Source organism: Streptomyces sp. NPDC001714 (assembly GCF_042892755.1).
Classification (GTDB): domain Bacteria; phylum Actinomycetota; class Actinomycetes; order Streptomycetales; family Streptomycetaceae; genus Streptomyces.
Window position 1 is genome coordinate 102237 of sequence record NZ_JBIAUL010000022.1, and the last position, 18722, is coordinate 120958.

Consider the following 18722-nt stretch of genomic DNA (forward strand, 5'->3'; position numbering starts at 1 on the left):
TACGGTCTTCCGCCCGGGTTCAGAACTTCGCGACCCGCATCACACCCGGACCCCCTTGATCGATCATTCACCGGCCGGTTTACCATATGAGCGCCACCCAGCTCGATCGAGAGATTCAGGTCTGTGACTGTCAACGACGACTCGTTCACCAACTGGAAGAACCGCGAGGAGATCGCGGAGTCGATGATCCCGCTCATCGGGAAGCTGCACCGGGAGCGGGACGTGACGGTCCTCCTCCACAGCCGCTCCCTGGTGAACAAGTCGGTGGTCAGCATCCTCAAGACCCACCGCTTCGCCCGCCAGATCGACGGTGCCGAGCTGTCGGTCACCGAGACGATGCCGTTCCTGCGGGCGCTCACCGCCCTCGACCTCGGCCCCTCCCAGATCGACATCGGCATGCTCGCCGCCACCCACAAGGCCGACGACCGGGGCCTGAGCGTCGAGGCGTTCACCGCGGAGGCGGTCGCCGGGGCCACCGGCGCCAACAAGATCGAGCAGCGGGAGCCGCGGGACGTCGTCCTGTACGGCTTCGGCCGCATCGGCCGCCTGGTGGCCCGGCTGCTCATCGAGAAGGCCGGCTCGGGCAACGGCCTGCGCCTGCGGGCCATCGTGGTGCGCGGCGCGGGCGGCGAGGACATCGTCAAGCGCGCCTCGCTGCTGCGCCGCGACTCCATCCACGGCCAGTTCCAGGGCACGATCACGGTGGACGAGGAGAACAGCACGATCCTCGCCAACGGCAACGAGATCAAGGTGATCTACGCCGACGACCCGAGCGCCGTGGACTACACCGAGTACGGCATCCACGACGCGATCCTCATCGACAACACGGGCAAGTGGCGGGACCGCGAGGGCCTGTCGAAGCACCTGCGCCCGGGTATCGAGAAGGTCGTCCTGACCGCGCCGGGCAAGGGCGACGTCCCGAACGTCGTGCACGGCGTCAACCACGACACCATCAAGCCGGACGAGCAGATCCTGTCCTGCGCCTCCTGCACCACCAACGCGATCGTGCCGCCGCTGAAGGCCATGGCCGACGAGTACGGAGTGCTCCGCGGCCACGTGGAGACGGTCCACTCGTTCACCAACGACCAGAACCTGCTGGACAACTACCACAAGTCCGAGCGCCGCGGCCGGTCCGCGCCGCTCAACATGGTGATCACCGAGACGGGCGCCGCCTCCGCCGTGGCGAAGGCGCTGCCCGACCTCAAGGCACGGATCACCGGCAGCTCGATCCGGGTCCCGGTGCCGGACGTGTCGATCGCGATCCTCAACCTCCAGCTGGCCCGCGAGGCCTCCCGCGAGGAGGTCCTCGACTACCTCCGCGAGGTGTCGCTGACCTCGCCGCTCAAGCGCCAGATCGACTTCATCACGGCCCCGGACGCGGTCTCCAGCGACTTCATCGGCTCGCGCCACGCGTCGATCGTGGACGCCGGCGCGCTGAAGGTGGAGGGCGACAACGCGATCCTCTACCTCTGGTACGACAACGAGTTCGGCTACTCCTGCCAGGTGGTCCGGGTCGTCCAGCACGTCTCGGGCGTGGAGTACCCGACGTTCCCGTCCCCGGCGGTCTGACGCCCCTCCCCTCCGGCAGCCCGGCTCCCTGCGCCCGCAGGGAGCCGGGCTGTCCGCGCTCTTGACGCGATCACGGCCCGATGGCAGCTTTTTATCGATACAACCGAGTCCACGAACTTCGTTCCGTATATCGAACAATCCAGCCGGTCAGGAGTGCCCGCGTGCCCACCGCCACCGCGATCATCAACCTCGACATCGAGGGCCCGACGATCAGCCGACACCTCTACGGCCACTTCGCCGAGCACCTCGGCCGCTGCGTCTACGGCGGCTTCTGGGTCGGCGAGGACTCCCCCGTCCCGAACGAGGGCGGCATCCGCCTGGACGTCGTGGCGGCCCTGCGCGCCCTGGACATCCCCAACCTGCGCTGGCCGGGCGGGTGTTTCGCCGACGAGTACCACTGGCGGGACGGGGTCGGGCCGCGCGAGCAGCGGCCCCGGATGGTCAACACGCACTGGGGCAACGTCGAGGAGAACAACCACTTCGGCACCCACGAGTTCATGGCCCTGTGCGAACTCCTCGGCGCCGAGCCGTACATCAGCGGCAACGTCGGCTCCGGCACCGTCCGCGAGATGAGCGAGTGGGTGGAGTACATCACCCGGGACGGCGACAGCCCGATGGTGCGGCTGCGCAAGGAGAACGGCCGCGAGGAGCCGTGGCGCGTGAAGTACTGGGGCATCGGCAACGAGACCTGGGGCTGCGGCGGCAACATGCGCGCCGAGTACTCCGCGGACCTGGCCCGCCAGTACGCCACCTACTGCCGCGACCACGGCGACAACAAGCTCTACCGGATCGCCTCCGGTGCCTCCGACGCGGACTACAAGTGGACCGAGACCCTGATGCAGCAGATCAGCTGCTTCGGCTGCGAGGCCGCCCCGAAGACCTTCTTCCAGGGCATCTCCGTCCACTACTACACGCTCTCCGGCCCCTGGGAGGCCAAGGGCAGCGCCACGGAGTTCGACGCCGAGGACTACTACCGCACGATGCTGTCGGCCCACCGCATCGACCGCATCCTCACCGGCCACTCCACGGTCATGGACGTCTACGACCCGGGGCGTACGGTCGGCCTGGTCCTGGACGAGTGGGGCACCTGGTGGGACGTGGAGCCCGGCACCAACCCCGGCTTCCTCTTCCAGCAGAACACCCTGCGCGACGCGCTGGTGGCGAGCACCCACTTCGACATCTTCCACAGGCACGCGGCCCGCCTGCACATGGCCAACATCGCGCAGACCGTCAACGTGCTCCAGGCCATGCTCCTCACCGACGGCGACGCCCTGGTCCTGACCCCGACCTACCACGTCTTCGAGATGAACAAGGGCCACCAGGACGCCACGTCGCTCGCCGTGCACCTGCGGGGCGACGACGCCCGGCGCACGGTCGGGGACGCGGAACTGGAGACGGTGTCCGCCTCCGCCAGCGTCAAGGACGGCACCGTCCTGATCTCGGTGAGCAACCTGGACGCCGAGGAGGCGGCCGACGTCACCCTCGACCTGCGCGGCGGCGCCCTCGGCGAGCCGACCGCCCGGATCCTCACGGCCGACAAGCTCCAGGCCCACAACACCCCGGAGGCGTCGACGGCCGTCGCCCCCCGGGCGTTCGACGGCGTGTCCGTGACCGCCGGCGGACTGCGGCTCACCCTCCCGCCCCACTCGTTCGTCACCGTCCAGGCGCCCCTGGACCGGCGCTGACCCGCAGGAGCGCGCACATGACCCGATCCGCACGCCCGCTGCCCGCCCGTCGGCTGCGGCCGCCCATGGGCTGGAACAGCTGGGACTGCTACGGCACCACCGTCACCGAGGAGGAGGTCCTCGCCAACGCCGGGTTCATGCGCGAGCATCTGCTCCCGCACGGCTGGGACACCGTCGTCGTCGACATCCAGTGGTACGAGCCCACCGCCCGCGCCCACGGCTACAACCCGGACGCCCCGCTCGTCCTCGACGGCCACGGCCGCCAGCTCCCCGCACCCAACAGGTTCCCCTCCGCCGCGGGCGGGGCGGGGTTCGGCCCGCTGGCCGCGCGGGTGCACGGCATGGGCCTGCGGTTCGGGCTGCACATCATGCGGGGCATTCCGCGCCGCGCGGTCGAGGCCCGACTGCCCGTGCTCGGCACGGACTTCACGGCCGCGGAGGTGGCCGACACCGATTCCGTGTGCCCCTGGAACTCCGACAACTACGGCCTGAACCACGACCACCCCGGCGCCCAGGCCTACTACGACGCCCAGGTCGCCCAGTTCGCCGCCTGGGGCGTGGACTTCGTCAAGGCCGACGACATGCTCTTCCCGTACCACGAGCGGGAGATCGCCGCCTACGCGCGGGCGATCGAACGCAGCGGGCGGTCCATCGAGCTGAGCCTCTCCCCCGGTACCGACATGTCCCTCGCCCGCCTGGACCATCTGCGGGAGCACGCCACCATGTGGCGGGTCTGCGACGACCTGTGGGACCGCTGGGAGGACGTCGAGGCGCAGTTCGCGCGGATGGCCCGCTGGGCCCCCTGGCAGGGCGAGCGGGGCTGGGCGGACGCCGACATGCTGCCGCTCGGCCACATCGGGATCCGCGCGGAGCGCGGCGCGGACCGCCAGTGCGCCCTCACCCACCCCGAGCAGGTCAGCCTGCTCACCCTCTGGCTGATCTCCCGCTCCCCGCTGATGATGGGCGGCGACCTGCCCACCTCGCCGCCCGAGACCGTCGCGCTGCTCACCAACGACGAGGCCCTCGACGTCCTCCTGCACAGCACCGGCAACCAGGAGGTGCTGCGGGAGCGGGACCTGGTGCTGTGGACCGCCCGGGACACCGACGGGCACACCCGGTACGCGGCGGTGTTCTCGCTGGCGGACGAGGAGCGGCGCGTCGAGGTGCCGCTGGGGTCGGTCGGAGCCACGCCCCGCGACCGGGTCCGGGAGCTGTGGACCCGCACCGACTCCGCCCATGACGGCCGGCGGCTGGTCACCGTGCTGCCCGCCCACGGTGCCGCCCTCTATCGTCTTGCCGAGGACGGCCGGCGGGAGTGAGTGTGGCGACGATCCAGGACGTGGCGAAGGCGGCCGGGGTGTCGGCGATGACCGTCTCCAACGTGATCAACGGGCATCCCAACGTCCGCCCGGCCACCCGGGAGCGCGTCCTGGAGGCGATGGACCGGCTCGGCTACCGGGTCAACGTGGCCGCCCGCAACCTGCGCAAGGGCCGTACCGGGACCATCGGCCTGGCCGTCCCCGAGATCAACCGCCCGTACTACGGCCGGCTGGCCGCGTCGATCATCGCGGCGGCCGGCCGGCACGGCCTGCGGGTGAGCATCGAGCAGACCGGCGCCCGCCGGGAGAGCGAGCTCGCGGCCCTCTCCCTGTCCCGCAACCGGCTCTACGACGGTCTCATCCTCAGCACGGTGGGCATGGGCCCGGCCGATGTCGGGGCGCTCGACGTCGACCATCCGGTGGTGATCCTCGGCGAGCGGATCTTCGGCGGCCCCGTCGACCATGTCGCCATGCCGAACGAGGCCGCCTCCGAGGCGGCGACACGCCATCTCGTCGAGCGGGGCTGCCGGAGGATCGCCATCGTGTGCGGGCGGCTGGGCGACGAGGTCGACGTGTCGACCCTCAGGCACGCCGGGTACCTGCGGGCGCTGGCGGCCGCGGGGCTGCGGGCGGACCCGGAGCTGGTGGTGACGGCCGAGTCGCTCACCATGCAGGAGGCCGCCCGCCGCATCCGGGAGCGGACGGCTGACGGTCCCGGTTTCGACGGGGTGTTCTGTGTGACGGACACGGTGGCCATGGGCGTGCTGCGCGCGCTCGCCGACACCGGGATCCGGGTGCCGGAGCAGGTCAAGGTGATCGGCTTCGACAACGTCGACGAGAGCGCGTACCTCGTCCCCTCCCTCTCCACCGTCGACCCGGACCACGACCTGATGGCCGAGCGCGCGGTCGCCCTGCTGGCGGCCCGCATCGACCGGGGCGGGCCGGGACCGGAGCGGGAGGAGTTCGCCGGTCCGTTCCGGCTGGTGGTGCGGGAGTCCACGGGCGGCTGACCCGGCGGCACCGGCGCGGTGTCGGAACCAGGTGTCGGACCGTGTGTCAAAACCAGGTGTCAGACCAGGTGGGCGAAGACCACCAGGTTCTCCGTGTAGTCCCTGACGTCGTGGTCGTAGTCGCCGGCGCAGGTGATCAGGCGCACCTCGGGGCGGCGGGTGTCCGCGTAGACGCGGTCGCTGGGGAAGTCGTCCTTGGCGAAGGTGTCGGCGTCGTCGACCACGAATTCCGCGTCCGTGCCGTCGGCCCGGCTCACCGTGAAGCGGTCGCCGCGCTCCAGTTCGTCCAGCCTGGCGAAGACGGCCGCCGAGGTCACGGTGTCGACATGGCCCGCGATGATCGCGGTGCCCGCCTCGCCGGGTGTCGCGCCCCTGGAGTACCAGCCGACGAGGTTGGTGTCGGCGGCCGGCGGGGGCTGGAGCTGGCCCGTGGAGCCGATGGTGAGGGCGGTGAAGGGGGCGTCGACGGAGATCTTCGGGATGACGAGGCGGGTCGGCGTGGACCGGGGCAGCGCCTCGACGGTCCGGCGGGGATCGGCCGAGGGGACGGCGTCCGTGCTCTCGGCCCTGGTGGTGCCGGTCGTGTCGGAACCGCCGGTGTGTCCGCCGATCAGCGCCACGGCAATGAGCAGGACGGCGACGCCCCACACGGGCAGTCGTCCGCCGGAGGGGGGACTGCCGGAGCCGTCCCGGTCGTCGGGGCCGACGGGGGCGTCGGGGTCTGGCTTGGTGGGGGTGGTGGGGCCAGCTGCCATCGGAGGTCACCTTTCTGGGGCACGGCAGCGGGAGGGCGGGACACGGGGGACGCGGTCCCGTCGGAGTGTGGAGCGCCGACGGCACCGCGGCCCCCGCATGCGTGGGCCCATCAGGACGCTGACCCGGGGACTCTCCTGCGCCGCAGCGCGTAGGCACCGGTGGCGGCTACGCCGAGCACGGCCAGCCCGCCGGCGGTGACACCGGGCGTGGCGAGGGCACCGCCGCCGGTGTGCATACCGCCGTGCGGCCGGTCGCTCTCCTCGTCGTCGCCCCACGACGAGCCGCCCTCGTCCTTCCCCTTGCCTCCCTGGTCCTGCTTGCCTCCCTGGTCCTGCTTGCCTCCCTGGTCCTGCTTGCCCCCTTGGTCTTCCTTGCCTCCCTGGTCCCCCTTCTCCTCGTCGTCCTGGCCCTTGTAGGTGTCGGGGTCGAACTTGCTGTCGTTGCTGCTGTAGGAAGAGTCGTCACGGCCTCCGTCGTCCCAGTCCCCCGCGACCGCGGCCTGGGCTGCGGGGGCGGAAAACGCGAGGGCAGCGGTGGCGGCCGTCGTCGCGAGGATCATGCGGGCAGAACGCATCTCGATGTCCTTCCGCCGCGGCCGGGCGCCGATACTCCATCAGCTGTAACGACCCGGCCCCGACATGAACCACCGTCAGCCAGCCCCGCGGCGCGCACCATCCAGGCCGCCCATCCGGGGTCACGACACGCCCAACACCGCCCGGCTGGGTCAATCGCCCGGGCGGGCACGCCGCCATTCGGGCGGTCCCGGGCCCGTCGTGGGCGTGTCGCCGCGGGACGGGCCCGGCGTGGTGTCAGTAGCCGACGTAGAAGGTGGCGTCGGCCTGGTCCGTGCTCGTGGTGACGGGGTCGATGCGCAGCACGTAGTCGGAGTGGCGGATGTAGCGCGTCGGGTAGTTGTACGAGCGGAACGAGGACCAGGTGGAGTCGGCGAGGCCGGCCGTCCGGTAGAAGGTGGCGTCCTGGGCGAACGTCGTGGTGCTGTCGTTCTCGTCGAGCCGCAGCTGGTAGTCGTAGTGGCGCAGGTAGCGGGTCGGGTAGTTCACCGACTGGAAGGACACGCCGCTGCTGTCGGCGAGACCGGGGACCAGCTTCCACATGCCGTCGGTGTACGGGTCGAAGGCGTACTCGTCGATCCGGCCGACGAAGTTGCTGTGCCGGACGTATCTGGCCGGGTAGTTGTAGGATTTCAGCCGGTTCCAGGTCGGGGTGCCCCACTTGGCGACGAGGTTGTTGTACTCGGTCGAGGTGATGGGCTGGATGCCGCAGTGCTTGGAGTTGAGCGGCTGGGTGTAGATCTTCTGGTCGAGGGCGGTCCAGGTGCCGGCGGACAGGGCGCTGGTCTGCCAGGCGTAGAAGACGCCGTTGGGGTCCCAGGTGTCGCCCCAGAGATACCAGGTCGAGTTGGAGGCGAGGGACTTGACCAGGGTCGGGGCCTCGGTGCCGTGGTGCGAGACGGCCGTGGAGAACTCGGTGAAGCTGCCGGGGTCCAGTGAGGTGGAGCGGGCGCCGACGAGCGTCGAGTTCTTCTTGAAGTACAGGTAGTTGACACCGTTGACGCCGACGGCGAGGTCACCGTCGATGACGTCGTAACCGGGGTCGAAGAAGACCTGGGGGTCGCCGGCGGTGATGAAGTCCCCGGTGTAGTTGATCATGATGACGTTGTGGCCGCTGTCGTTGACGGCGGAGTAGATGACGCCGTACGTGCCGCGTCCCGCGTCCCAGAAGGCCTCGGGCGCCCAGGCGTGGGTGTCCATGTCGTGCAGCTTCATCCGCCGGTAGCCGGTGAAGCTGCGCAGGTCGGTGGAGTCCCAGACGTGGATGTACTGGCTGACGTAGCTCCAGTCGGTGCCGTAGAGGTCGGTGGCGAGCACCACGAAGGTGCCGTCCTGCTTGCGCAGGATGAACGGGTCGCGCAGGCCGAGCGAGCCCGCGGTGGGGGTGGCGACGGGGTCGTTCTGGTTGAGCGGGGTCCACTGGAGGCCGTCGGTGCTGACGGCCAGGTGCAGGCCGTAGTTGGCGGCCAGCATGTCAGGGGACTCGGTGAAGTAGCACATCACGTAGGCCGAGTTGGTCGCGGCCTGCGCGGCTCCGGCGCCGAGGGCGAGGGCGCCGGTGGCGGCGAGGGGGACGGTCGCGGCCGCGCCGAGGAAGTGGCGGCGCGACAGGGGGGTGCCGTTCATGTGCGCTCCAGACGAGGGGGGACGTCCGGTATTTCGGACGTGGTTCGGAAAACCGATCAGAAACTAGAGGGGCGCGTGGGGCGCGTCAATGCTTGCGTAACAAGGGAGTTACTGGGAATTCCCTGTGTGCGGCGGTGCCGCGGGGGTGGCGATCGCGCGTCCCCGGTCGCGGGAGGCACGCGGGAACCCGTTCGGTGGAAGTCCCCTGGAAATTCGCCTGCTTTCGGGCAAGGCGGATGAGACTCTTCGTTACGGTCCGATGAGCACCACAGGGGGAGGCATCACCTCAGTGAACCGTATGCGTACAACTTTCCGAGTCCTGGCCGTCGCCGGCGCCCTCACCACCGCCCAGATCGCGCTCGCCACCGGCGCGTCCGCACGGGCGGATTCCCCGGCGGAGACGGCGAAGAGCACCGGCTGCCCGGTCGACATCGTCTACCCGAGCCGCTTCTCCGTGAACGCGAGCGGCTGGGTGACCGACGGCGGCCTGTACTTCGCGGTCAAGAACAAGAGCGCGACCAAGAGCTTCAAGAAGGTCACGTTCACCGTGACGGACGTCAAGAACATCCGCTTCGGCACCGCCACGGCCAAGGGCGGCAAGGTCAGCCACAGGACGTCGAAGACGGTGTCGGTGTACACGACGACGCTGAAGAAGAAGAGCACTCTCGGGGTGAAGGTGCAGACGCACCTGCTGAACACCCACACCTACAAGGTGCGCTTCACGCTGCACGGCACGGGATGGAACTGCGCCGTCGACCAGGGCACCTGGGGCTCCTGATCCCGGTCGCCCCGTACCCTGGTGGCCGTGGTCGACGGCGGCGAGGGTCCGGGCGCGGTGGCCGCCCGGCTCACCGGGCGGCCGGTCTCGGCCGAGCGGGCACGGTCGGGTGGCCTGACGGAGGTGACACTCGCGGGCGGTCCCGCGGTCATGGTCAAGCGCGGTGACGGTCCCGGGGCGGTACGGGCCGAGGTGGCCGGGCTGCGCTGGCTGGCCGCCGCCCGGGCGGTCCCGGTGCCGGAGGTACTCGGGCACGACGAGCGGTGGATGGTGACCGAACTGGTCCCCACCGGGCGTCCGGACGCCGAGGCGGCGACGCGTTTCGGCCACGCGCTGGCCGCTCTGCACGCGGCAGGTGCCCCGGCCTTCGGGGCGGCGCCGCCGGACGGCCCGCGCGACGCCTGGATCGGTCGCGCCCCCATGAGCAACGAGCCCGGCACCGACTGGGCACGCTGGTACGCCGAGCACCGGGTGCTGCCGTATCTGCGCGCGGCCGTCGACCGGGGGACGCTGCGGCCGGGTGAGGCCGCCGTGATCGAGCGGGTCTGCGAGCGGCTGCCGGAGCTCGCGGGGCCGCCCGAGCCGCCGGCTCGGCTGCACGGCGACCTGTGGAGCGGCAATGTCCTGTGGGGCGCCGACGGCCGGGTCCGGCTGATCGACCCGGCCGCACACGGCGGGCACCGCGAGACCGACCTCGCGATGCTCCGCCTCTTCGGCTGCCCGTGTCTGGACCGGATCGTGGCGAGCTATCAGGAGACGGCTCCGCTGACCGACGGCTGGACGGAGCGGATCGGCCTGCACCAGTTGTTCCCGCTGCTGGTGCATGCCGTGCTCTTCGGACGGAGCTACGCCGAACAGGCTTTGGCGACATCCCGGAATTTCGCGGACATGTGACCCCGTCATGTGCCGGACGGGAATGTGAAATCGGCCACGTGTGGGAGCGATTCGCCGGTTCCCCCTTAACAAGCTCTTAATTCGGCCTGAGATTACGCAGAGTAAGGAAACCAACCACGCGTTCGAATCGTATAAGTGCATGGAAGAACGAAACAGGGAGAGACCATGCAACCGTTCGCGCTCAACTACGCACGCCCCGCAGTGCAGTTGGACGTCACCACTCCGTACGCGTATGACTCCGGACTGCAGTTGAACGTTCTCCACGATGGCCGGATCGCAGCCACCGATCACGCAACGCTCAGAGCCCTGGGGACCACGACTTCCACCGCGGGCTCCAAGACGCACTTCGACGACTGATCGCGCGGACCCTCACGATGACCGTGCTCATCCTGACCAGTGACGAGGACGTGACGGCGGACATGGTGGTCCTCCGGCTGCACGAGGCCGGAGTGCCCGTCGTCCGCCTCGATCCTGCCGATCTGACCAGTGGTGTGGCCCTGTCGGGCGAGTATGTGCAGGGCGTCAGCCGCGGACATCTGTCCGTGAACGGACGCCTGGTGAGCATGAACGGCCTGCGCTCCATCTGGGTGCGCAGGCCGGGGGCGGCGGCCGCCCGGGCGGCGCAGCCGTCGGCCTGGCTGACCGAGGAGTCCGCGCAGGCGCTGTACGGCATGCTGCGCGGGACCGAGGCGCGCTGGATGAACCATCCGGACGCGGCCCTGCGGGCCCGCCACAAGCCGTGGCAGCTGCGGCTGGCGCAGCGCAGCGGGCTCGCCGTGCCCGCGACGCTGATCACCACGTTTCCCCAGGCGGCCCGGGAGTTCGCGGAGCGGTTCCCGGACCTGGTGGTGAAGCCGGTGTCGGGCGCGCATCCGCAGGAGCCGCCGCGGGCGGTGCCGACCAGCCGGGTGGCGCCGGACACCGACTTCGCGGCGGTGGCGTTCGGCCCGACGCTGTTGCAGCGGCGGGTCGCCAAGCGGGCCGACATCCGGCTGACGGTGGTCGGCGAGCGGCTGCTGGCCGCCCGCAAGCCGGTGAGCCCGGACGCCCACCCCGACGACGTGGACGTCCGGTTCGCGCCGTCCGACTCCCCCTGGCAGGAGGCGGAGGTGCCACCGCGAGTCGCCGAGGCCGTCCACACGTATATGAAGGACGCCGAGCTGGCCTACGGCGCCTTCGACTTCGCGGAGGACGCCGACGGCATCTGGTGGTTCCTGGAGTGCAACCAGTCGGGGCAGTTCGGTTTCATCGAGATGGACACCGGTCAGCCGATCGCCGAGACCATCGCCGGGTGGCTGGCGCACGGCAGCGACCGGTGCCGGTCGTACGCCGGCGGCGGGCGGAACACGACGCCTTGACAGGCTGGGCGACGATGTGGAGCCGGGTACGCAGAAAGGAACGGAAGATGCGCATCGGACTGCTGGGCACCGGGCCCTGGGCACGGGCGGCGTACGCCCCCGCGCTGGCGGGGCACGGCTCGCTGGACTTCGCCGGGGTGTGGGGCCGCCGCCCCGAGGCGGCCGCGGAAATCGCCGGGGAGTACGACGTCCGGGCGTACGACGACGTGGACGCGCTGATCGGCGACGTGGACGCGGTGGCCGTGGCGCTGCCGCCGGTGATCCAGGCGGAGCTGGCGGTGCGGGCCGCGGAGGCCGGCCGGCATCTGCTGCTGGACAAGCCGCTCGCCATCGGCGTCGCCGAGGGGCGGGCGGTGGTGGAGGCGGCCGAGCGGGCCCGGGTCGCCTCCGTGCTGTTCTTCACCACCCGGTTCCAGCAGGAGCCGGAGGCGTGGATCGGTGAACAGGCTGCCACGGCGGGGTGGTTCACGGCCCGGGCGCACTGGCTGGGGTCGCTGTTCACCGGTGAGAGCCCGTTCGCCGACTCGCCGTGGCGGCGGGAGAAGGGCGCGCTGTGGGACGTGGGTCCGCACGCGCTGTCCGTACTGCTGCCGGTCCTGGGCGACGTACGGCGGGTGGCGGCCGCCGTGCACGGTCCCGCGGACACCGTTCATCTCGTGCTCGACCACGCCGGCGGGGCGACGAGCACGGTGACGCTGAGCCTCACCGCGCCCCCGGCGGCGGCCGGGGCCGATGTGGAGCTGCGGGGCGAGGCGGGGGTCACGCTCCTTCCGAGGAGTGCGGAGGGAGCGGTTCCCGCTCTGACCCGGGCCGCCGACGCCCTGGTCGCGGCCGCGCGCACGGGGCGGCCGCACCCGTGCGACGCGGCCTTCGGCCTGCGGGTCACCGAGATCCTCGCGGAGGCGGAGACGCTGCTGGGCAAGGACGTCGGCTAGTCGGCTGCCGGGCTGCTCGGCCGGTCCTCGCCGAACGGCTCGTCGCTCCATCTGAACCACGCCCGGTCCCCCTCTATGTGCAGCAGGAACTCGGGGACCGGGCCGTCCGGCGAGGTCAGGGACACCTGGCGGTGGATCTCGTCGTGGACCTCTTCCCAGGCATCCCAGTCCTCGTCCTCGGCGAGCACCAGCTCCCGGGCGAACAGGTCCCGGACGCCGGCGAAGCCGGGACCGGGGGTGAAGCGGCCGTGCAGCCAGGGGAAGTCGGCCTCGTCGACGACGATCTCACCGACCGGCTCCCGCCTGCCCCGCACCCGCCAGACACCACCCTCGAACCCCATGCCGGCTCCTGTCGTCAGCTGAAGATCACCGTGATGTCAGCATGTCACCCCGCACCGACAACGCCCGTCGCCCGGAAGTTCACCCGCTCCCGGACGACGGGGTACCCGGCCCTGGCGAAGTGTGCGGCCATGGGGACGTTGCCCTGGTCGGTGGCGGCGGCGATGAACGCGGCGCCGTGCTCGACGAGGAAGTGCGTGCACTCCACGAGCAGGTCGTAGGCGTAACCGTGCCCGCGCCGCTCGGGCAGGACTCCGAGGAACCCGATGCAGGGCCCTGCCGGGTTGTGCCCGGGGATGTGGATGCCGACCGGTTCGCCGTCGGGGGTGCGGGCGATCTGCCACCATGCGCGAGGCGAGGGCATCCAGTGGAAGAAGTCCATCTCCTCCTGGGCGGCCAGGTCCACTCCGCCCTGCTCGATGGCGCGGCGGGCGTGGGCGTCCAGGGTGACGGAGTGGATGCGGCGCAGGGCGTCGAAGAACACCCGGTCGTCGGGTTCGGGGCTGTAGACGAGACGGCCGGTCCGTTCGGGCAGGCCGCACTCGGGGGTCCAGCGGTAGTTGTAACGCTCCACCAGGAGCTCGAAGCCCGCCTTGCGGGCGGCGGTGAAACGGGTCTCGGCGGCGGTGCGCAGGTCGGGGTCGTCGTGCCAGCCCGTGGGCAGGTCGAGTTCCAGTTCCTCGACCTGCCAGGGTGCGCCGCTCAGCAGCTCGGCGCCGGCCTCCTCCTCGCCCTCGGCCACGTCGAACCAGTTGATCACGTCCGGCTCGTCGGCCCCGGGAACGCCCCACCAGGCAGCCCGGGCGACCACGCGTCCGTCGCGCAGGGCGACGCGCTTCCACTCGGGGCGGAACCGGGTGCGCTGGTGCTTCTCCCGCATGCGCAGCGGGTCGGGCAGGGTGTCGAAGACGTGGGCGGTGCTGTCGTCGAGCGTACGGATGACCGGATCGGTCACGGATTCCTCCGGGATGCGTGCTGCGGGGAGCGCTCCCGGGTCAGCTCTGACCTGTCACGCCCGGGAAACGGGGAGGGAGCGCGGGATGGGTGTGATGTACATCGCACTCGCCTCCTTCCGTCCGGTCTCGGGCGTGCGCTCATACGTTAGGGGCCCGGCCCGGAGACGTCCACGGGTTTTCCGGGCGCGGCTTTTCAAGATCGAGACGGGTGCGGTGGCCGGTCACGGGCGTAGCTTAGGGATGTGACTTCGGTGCGCGGCTGGTCGTCGCGTGGCTACCGGGACGGTCGTGGCTGGTTGCAGGGTGCGCCGCCGCCACGCTGGGTGCGGGTGCTGCCCGTCGTCCTGCTCGCGGTCGTGACGGTGGCGACGCTGATCAGCCCCGACGGAAACGACTTCGCCTTCCTCCTCGGTGCCATCCCGCCGCTGGCCGTCCTCTCCTACGGCCCGCTGGCGACGGCCGTCCTGAGCTGCCTGGTCGTACTGCTGCTCAACATCCCCGCCACCCACCTGAACCATCCCGGCGACACCGACCTCCTCACGGTCACCTTCGTGGCACTGCTGAGCGTGTTCGTCTCCTACGTGCGCAGTCACCGGGACGCACAGCTGCTCACCGAGCGGGCGGTGGGCGAGGCGGTCCAGCGGGCCGTGCTGCCGCCGCTGCCGGAGCGGGTCGGCGCGGTGGGGTGCGTGGGGCTGTACCGGGCCGCGCAGCACGGGACGCTGGTCGGCGGGGACTTCTTCGACGTGCGCGACGGCCCGTACGGGGTCCGGGCGGTGATGGGGGACGTACGGGGGCACGGGCTGGCCGCCGTCGCCACGGTGGTGTCACTGCTCGGCGCGTTCCGGGAGGCGGTCCTCGACCTGGAGGACCTGGAGTCGGTGGCGGCGCGGATGGACCGCAGACTGACGGTGGACTCGGCCGGCGTTCCGCACGCGGAGCTGTTCGCCACGGCTCTGCTGATGGAGTTCTCCGCCGATCTGCGCTCGGTGCGGATCGTCGCCTGCGGTCACCCGGCGCCGGTCCTGCTGCGGGACGGGCAGGCCGAGGAAGTGATCGTCGCACCCGGGGCCCCGCTGGGGCTGGGGCTGGTGGGGGTGGAGCCGGCGAAGGAGGTCACCGTGGAGCTGGGACCCTGCGACCGGCTGTTCCTCGCCTCGGACGGCGTCTGGGAGGCGCGCGACGGAGCCGGGGGCTTCTATCCGCTCCCGGAGCGGCTCGCGCGGTTCGCGGGCGTGGACGCGGTCGCACTCACCGAACGGGTGTGGGCGGACCTGACCAGGCACTACGAGGTGCATGACGACGCCACCATGCTCGTCCTGACACCGGCCATCGGCTGAGCTCTCAGCCCACCTCCCACAGGAACCGGTGGGTATGGATGCCGAAGTACGGGAAGGACCGGACCTCGCGCACGCCCTCGATCGGCCGGACCACGTCGTTGACGAAATCGAGCAGGTCCTTCGGACCGGCGTGACCACCTCGACGAACAGGTCGAAGCCGCCCGAGGTGAAGACGGAGTACACCACCGCGGGGTGTCCGGCGAGCGCGTCGGCCACGGCACGGGGGTCGCCGTCCACGCCGATGGAGCGTGCCGTACTGCCGGGTGAGGGCGCGCACGCCGTCCGGGTAGCCGGGTTCGGGCAGGACGATGCCGATGTTGGTGAGGGCGGGTCCATGAGAACGGCGGCCACGTGGCCGTGGGCGAGCTCGCGCTCCAGCTGGTCCAGGTCGTTGAACTCGGCGACCCGGCTGGTCAGGGTGACCTCGCAGGGCGCGCCGACGTCCCCGGGGCGGGGCGCCCCCTTGCCGTCCGGGCCGACGACGATGAGGCACTCGCCGACGCTGCCGTGGTAGCTGTAGCTGTTCACCAGGATCTTCGGGCGTCCGGTGACGGCGCGGGCGAGCCGGATCGCCCAACGGTTGGCGTCCGTCGCGGTGAGCGAGAAGCTCCAGCGGGCGAGCCCGAAGCGGCGGGTCAGCTCGGCGCCGGCCCACTCCGCGTCCTCGGTCGGCAGCATGGCGGTGGCCCCGCCCAGCTCGGCGAACCGACGGTGCACCGCCTCGGTCACGGCGGCCGGCGAGTGACCGGCCATCGCCCCGGTGTCGCCGAGGCGAAGTCGATGTACGTGTGCCCGTCGACGTCGGTGACCCGGGTGCCGCGGGCCGTCGCCAGGTACCGGGGGAAGGCGCCGGCGGTCTTGTTCATCCACGTCATCGGGACCCGGCCGAAGAGGTGGCCGGCGCCGGCATATGCCGCGCGGGAGCGGGGGTTTCGCCGCTCGGCCTCGGCGCTCTCGCGGGCCAGGAGGGCGTGCAGTCGGGTGCGGTCCATGGAAGCCCCTGGTCACGGTGCGGCGACGGAATGACGGGAGCGTACGGCTGATACCGCCCTGACATCCGAGGCGCAACGCTCGAATCGATTGCCGAGACGACCGAATCGAGCGCCTCTGCGCACCAAGGCGAATCCGCCGATTTGCGCAACTCTCGTACCGGTGCGCAGTGTTCGAACATTCGCCCTCAAACGCCAGGGTTCGCCACCCCTTCCGCCAGTTAGAAATATCTACCAGCATGCATATGCCGGGTTGGCGTGCGGACGCGCCGAGTGCCCGGTGTCGGTCGTTCCCCTGCGCCCGAAACAGGTGAGCGAGATATCCCGGAGCGGTGCATGACGAACAGGATGTGGATGCAGGGTGTGGAATGGCTCGCGGCAGCGTCGGCGGACCCCCGGGCGTGCAAGTGGGAGTGGGACCACGGTGAGGGCGTTTCCCTGCTGGAGGCGGGCCGCTTCTGGGATCTGCTGAGCGTGCCGGACCGGCTCGGTCTGCTCACCCTGGATCTGCTGTGGCGGCCGTCCCTGCCGGTGCCCGGACCGACCCTGGTGGACAGCGCGGCGCGCCGGGTCGGGTTCTTCCTGCCGCCCGACCCGTCCGGCGGCTGGATCGGTGCCGGGCTGCGGTACGCGAGCAAGGGGGCGTGGGTCTCGGTACCGCCGCCGTACCGGCCGACACGTTTCCTGGAGTGGCTGGTGCCGCCCGACGGCAGCGGCGCGTTGCACAGGCCGGCCACGCTGGAGTCGGCGCTGCGCGAGGCCAACGGCACGCTGGCGGTGTTGCGGCCGGTGTGCGAGGAGCAGTGAGGTCAGCGGCGGGGCAGCAGGATGAGGACGGTGGCCCAGCGGCCCTCCCGTTCGGCCGGCACCGTACGGCCCTGCTCCCGCCGCTCCCGGGCGAGTTGGGCGTAGATCGGCTCACGGGAGAGGAGGGCGCGCGGCTCCTGGACCGTGCGCCAGGGGATGCGGGAGGTTCCGTCCATGCCGGGGCAACGCCCGGGACGCGGCGGTGGTACGCGCCGTCCGGCACGCTCACCGGGGCGGGCGAGCGCACCCCCCGATCGGGCGCGCCCGCCGGCCATACATGCATTCCGGCGGCTCGCGGCCGGCAGGCGGCTTCCCACCCGCGCTCGTATCATGTGAAGTCAGGGTTCTGACGTCCGACCCCACCGCACGTTCCCTGTCACGGGCCTGGAGTCAGCCCATGCCGTACACGTCCGCCATACTGCGCCGAGGGGCCGCGATCGCCGTCGCACTGGGGACACTCACCGTGCCCCTGGTAGCGGCGCCCGCCCCCGCACCGGCCGCGTTCGCCGCGCCGTCGCCCACCCCGTCGCCGTCCGGCAGCTCCGACGTCCGTGCGATGACGCCGGCGGTGGCCCGCCAACTCGACGCGGCCGTGCAGCACGTCATGCGTGAGGCGGACGTGCCCGGCGTGACCGTCGGCATCTGGACGCCGGGACAGAGCGACTACGTTCGCTCGTTCGGGGTCGCGAACAAGGCGACCGGGCAGACGATGTCGCCCGACCTGTACATGCGCATCGGCAGCGAGACCAAGACGTTCACCGTGACCGCGCTGCTGCAACTGGTCGACCAGGGCAGGGTCGGCCTGGACGACCCGATCGGCAAGTACCTCGACGGTGTGCCGGGTGGCGACCGGATCACCCTGCGGGACCTGGCCGGGATGCGCAGCGGACTGTTCAACTACTCGGAGGACGCGGGCTTCTTCAAGGCGCTGACCTCGGATCCGCAGCGCGCCTTCACCCCACGGCAGCTGCTCGCGTACTCCTTCAGGCACCCGGCGTTGTTCCGGCCCGGCGAGAAGTTCTCCTACTCCAACACCAACCTGATCCTGCTCGGCCTGCTCGTCGAGAAGGAGAGCGGGCAGCGGCTCGGCGACTACCTCGAACAGCACGTCCTGGGGCCCGCGGGCATGCGCCACACCCTGTTCCCGACCGGGAACGAGTTCCCCGCCCCGCATGCGCAGGGGTACACCGACCAGACGGCGACCGGGAAGGTCGAGGAGACCGCCGGCTGGAACCCGTCCTGGGGCTGGGCCGCCGGCGCGATGATCTCGGACCTGGACGATCTGCGCACCTGGGCGCGGACCGTGGCCACCGGTGTCTTTCCCGACGGTACGGCCATGGTCGGCCCCGCCGTGCAGAAGCAGCGGCTGACCACCCCTCCGACCGGCATCCAGGGCACCGGATACGGCCTCGGCATCTTCGACGTCCAGGGATGGATCGGGCACAACGGCTCGCTGCCGGGCTACGAGTCCCTGACCGTCTATCTGCCGTCGGCCCGGACGACCGTGGTCGTGCTGCTCAACACCGACATCAGCTACAAGGGCGACATCGAGCCCAGCACCCTGTTCGGCAACGCGGTCACCCGGATCATCTCCCCGGCCCATGTCTTCGACCTGCCGGTGCCCGCCTCCGTCACGCGGTGACGGCGCAGAACCTCAACTCACCTGCCCCGTAAGGCATTTCCGACAGTTGACACAGAAGCGAACAGTCACCGAACGGATTCGCAGCGATGTAACGATTCACCGTGCGAGGCCGGTCAATGACGGTGTGTACTGTGCTGCGAGCGCCAC

Annotated in this window: 20 protein-coding genes and 1 pseudogene; 13 read left to right on the forward strand and 8 right to left on the reverse strand. The window is 71.0% G+C overall.

Annotated features, from left to right (window positions below):
- Positions 1-123 precede the first annotated feature (123 nt).
- From ACFY0P_RS42005 to ACFY0P_RS42020, 4 genes are all read left to right on the forward strand, one after another.
- The gene (locus ACFY0P_RS42005) at positions 124-1569 is read left to right on the forward strand and encodes a glyceraldehyde-3-phosphate dehydrogenase (protein WP_388926144.1); all 1446 of its coding nucleotides are present in this window, start codon (positions 124-126) and stop codon (positions 1567-1569) included.
- 161 nt (positions 1570-1730) lie between these two features.
- Positions 1731-3254, forward strand: coding sequence for an alpha-N-arabinofuranosidase (locus tag ACFY0P_RS42010; protein ID WP_388926147.1), 1524 nt, complete (start codon positions 1731-1733; stop codon positions 3252-3254).
- Between the two features lie 17 nt (positions 3255-3271).
- Positions 3272-4573, forward strand: coding sequence for a glycoside hydrolase family 27 protein (locus ACFY0P_RS42015; RefSeq protein ID WP_388926150.1), 1302 nt, complete (start codon positions 3272-3274; stop codon positions 4571-4573).
- A gap of 2 nt (positions 4574-4575) precedes the next feature.
- Positions 4576-5583 carry a LacI family DNA-binding transcriptional regulator gene (locus tag ACFY0P_RS42020; RefSeq protein ID WP_388926153.1) on the forward strand — a complete coding sequence of 336 codons (1008 nt, stop codon included), beginning with the start codon at positions 4576-4578 and terminating at the stop codon, positions 5581-5583.
- Between the two features lie 59 nt (positions 5584-5642).
- On the opposite strand, the gene ACFY0P_RS42025 is transcribed toward ACFY0P_RS42020, so the two are convergent.
- The 3 genes from ACFY0P_RS42025 to ACFY0P_RS42035 all read right to left on the reverse strand — a co-directional run bounded on the left by ACFY0P_RS42025 (position 5643) and on the right by ACFY0P_RS42035 (position 8537).
- Positions 5643-6338, reverse strand: coding sequence for a class F sortase (locus ACFY0P_RS42025; RefSeq protein ID WP_388926156.1), 696 nt, complete (start codon positions 6336-6338; stop codon positions 5643-5645).
- A gap of 110 nt (positions 6339-6448) precedes the next feature.
- On the reverse strand, positions 6449-6913 hold the full coding sequence (locus ACFY0P_RS42030; protein WP_388926159.1) for a hypothetical protein: 465 nt from the start codon (positions 6911-6913) through the stop codon (positions 6449-6451).
- A 235-nt stretch (positions 6914-7148) separates the two neighbouring features.
- Entirely contained in the window at positions 7149-8537 is a 1389-nt protein-coding gene (locus ACFY0P_RS42035; RefSeq protein ID WP_388926162.1) for a glycoside hydrolase family 43 protein, read from the reverse strand.
- Between the two features lie 298 nt (positions 8538-8835).
- Between ACFY0P_RS42035 and ACFY0P_RS42040 the strand changes: the two genes are divergently transcribed.
- From ACFY0P_RS42040 to ACFY0P_RS42060, 5 genes are all read left to right on the forward strand, one after another.
- Positions 8836-9315, forward strand: coding sequence for a hypothetical protein (locus ACFY0P_RS42040; protein WP_388926165.1), 480 nt, complete (start codon positions 8836-8838; stop codon positions 9313-9315).
- Between the two features lie 27 nt (positions 9316-9342).
- Positions 9343-10209 (forward strand): fructosamine kinase family protein, encoded by an 867-nt coding sequence (locus ACFY0P_RS42045; protein WP_388926168.1) that lies wholly within the window; start codon positions 9343-9345, stop codon positions 10207-10209.
- Between the two features lie 165 nt (positions 10210-10374).
- Positions 10375-10566, forward strand: coding sequence for a putative ATP-grasp-modified RiPP (tgmA, locus tag ACFY0P_RS42050; protein ID WP_089102565.1), 192 nt, complete (start codon positions 10375-10377; stop codon positions 10564-10566).
- Positions 10567-10583: 17 nt separating this feature from the next.
- Positions 10584-11567, forward strand: coding sequence for an ATP-grasp ribosomal peptide maturase (gene tgmB / locus ACFY0P_RS42055; RefSeq protein WP_388926171.1), 984 nt, complete (start codon positions 10584-10586; stop codon positions 11565-11567).
- A 47-nt stretch (positions 11568-11614) separates the two neighbouring features.
- On the forward strand, positions 11615-12502 hold the full coding sequence (locus ACFY0P_RS42060; RefSeq protein ID WP_388926174.1) for a Gfo/Idh/MocA family protein: 888 nt from the start codon (positions 11615-11617) through the stop codon (positions 12500-12502).
- Here the strand turns inward: ACFY0P_RS42060 and ACFY0P_RS42065 are convergent.
- Positions 12499-12843: a hypothetical protein gene (locus tag ACFY0P_RS42065; protein ID WP_388926177.1), complete on the reverse strand. Its 345-nt coding sequence runs from the start codon at positions 12841-12843 to the stop codon at positions 12499-12501. The genes ACFY0P_RS42060 and ACFY0P_RS42065 overlap by 4 nt on opposite strands.
- Positions 12844-12887: 44 nt before the next feature.
- On the reverse strand, positions 12888-13796 hold the full coding sequence (locus tag ACFY0P_RS42070) for a GNAT family N-acetyltransferase (protein ID WP_388926180.1): 909 nt from the start codon (positions 13794-13796) through the stop codon (positions 12888-12890).
- 243 nt (positions 13797-14039) lie between these two features.
- On the opposite strand from ACFY0P_RS42070, the gene ACFY0P_RS42075 reads away from it, so the two are divergent.
- Positions 14040-15137 carry a PP2C family protein-serine/threonine phosphatase gene (locus tag ACFY0P_RS42075; RefSeq protein ID WP_388926183.1) on the forward strand — a complete coding sequence of 366 codons (1098 nt, stop codon included), beginning with the start codon at positions 14040-14042 and terminating at the stop codon, positions 15135-15137.
- Between the two features lie 4 nt (positions 15138-15141).
- Here ACFY0P_RS42075 and ACFY0P_RS42080 read toward each other — a convergent pair.
- Positions 15142-15380, reverse strand: a pseudogene (locus tag ACFY0P_RS42080) (Lrp/AsnC family transcriptional regulator); the annotation flags it as partial.
- A gap of 304 nt (positions 15381-15684) precedes the next feature.
- On the opposite strand from ACFY0P_RS42080, the gene ACFY0P_RS42085 reads away from it, so the two are divergent.
- Positions 15685-15882 (forward strand): hypothetical protein, encoded by a 198-nt coding sequence (locus ACFY0P_RS42085; RefSeq protein ID WP_388926386.1) that lies wholly within the window; start codon positions 15685-15687, stop codon positions 15880-15882.
- On the opposite strand, the gene ACFY0P_RS42090 is transcribed toward ACFY0P_RS42085, so the two are convergent.
- Positions 15863-16129, reverse strand: a complete 267-nt coding sequence (locus ACFY0P_RS42090) for a hypothetical protein (RefSeq protein ID WP_388926186.1) — start codon at positions 16127-16129, stop codon at positions 15863-15865. The two genes, ACFY0P_RS42085 and ACFY0P_RS42090, sit on opposite strands and share 20 nt — an antisense overlap.
- Positions 16130-16462: 333 nt before the next feature.
- On the opposite strand from ACFY0P_RS42090, the gene ACFY0P_RS42095 reads away from it, so the two are divergent.
- Positions 16463-16933: a hypothetical protein gene (locus tag ACFY0P_RS42095; RefSeq protein WP_388926188.1), complete on the forward strand. Its 471-nt coding sequence runs from the start codon at positions 16463-16465 to the stop codon at positions 16931-16933.
- Positions 16934-16935: 2 nt separating this feature from the next.
- Here the strand turns inward: ACFY0P_RS42095 and ACFY0P_RS42100 are convergent, their stop codons facing one another.
- Positions 16936-17109, reverse strand: a complete 174-nt coding sequence (locus tag ACFY0P_RS42100; RefSeq protein ID WP_388926191.1) for a hypothetical protein — start codon at positions 17107-17109, stop codon at positions 16936-16938.
- A gap of 221 nt (positions 17110-17330) precedes the next feature.
- Between ACFY0P_RS42100 and ACFY0P_RS42105 the strand changes: the two genes are divergently transcribed.
- Positions 17331-18575: a serine hydrolase domain-containing protein gene (locus ACFY0P_RS42105; protein ID WP_388926194.1), complete on the forward strand. Its 1245-nt coding sequence runs from the start codon at positions 17331-17333 to the stop codon at positions 18573-18575.
- Positions 18576-18722 lie beyond the last annotated feature (147 nt).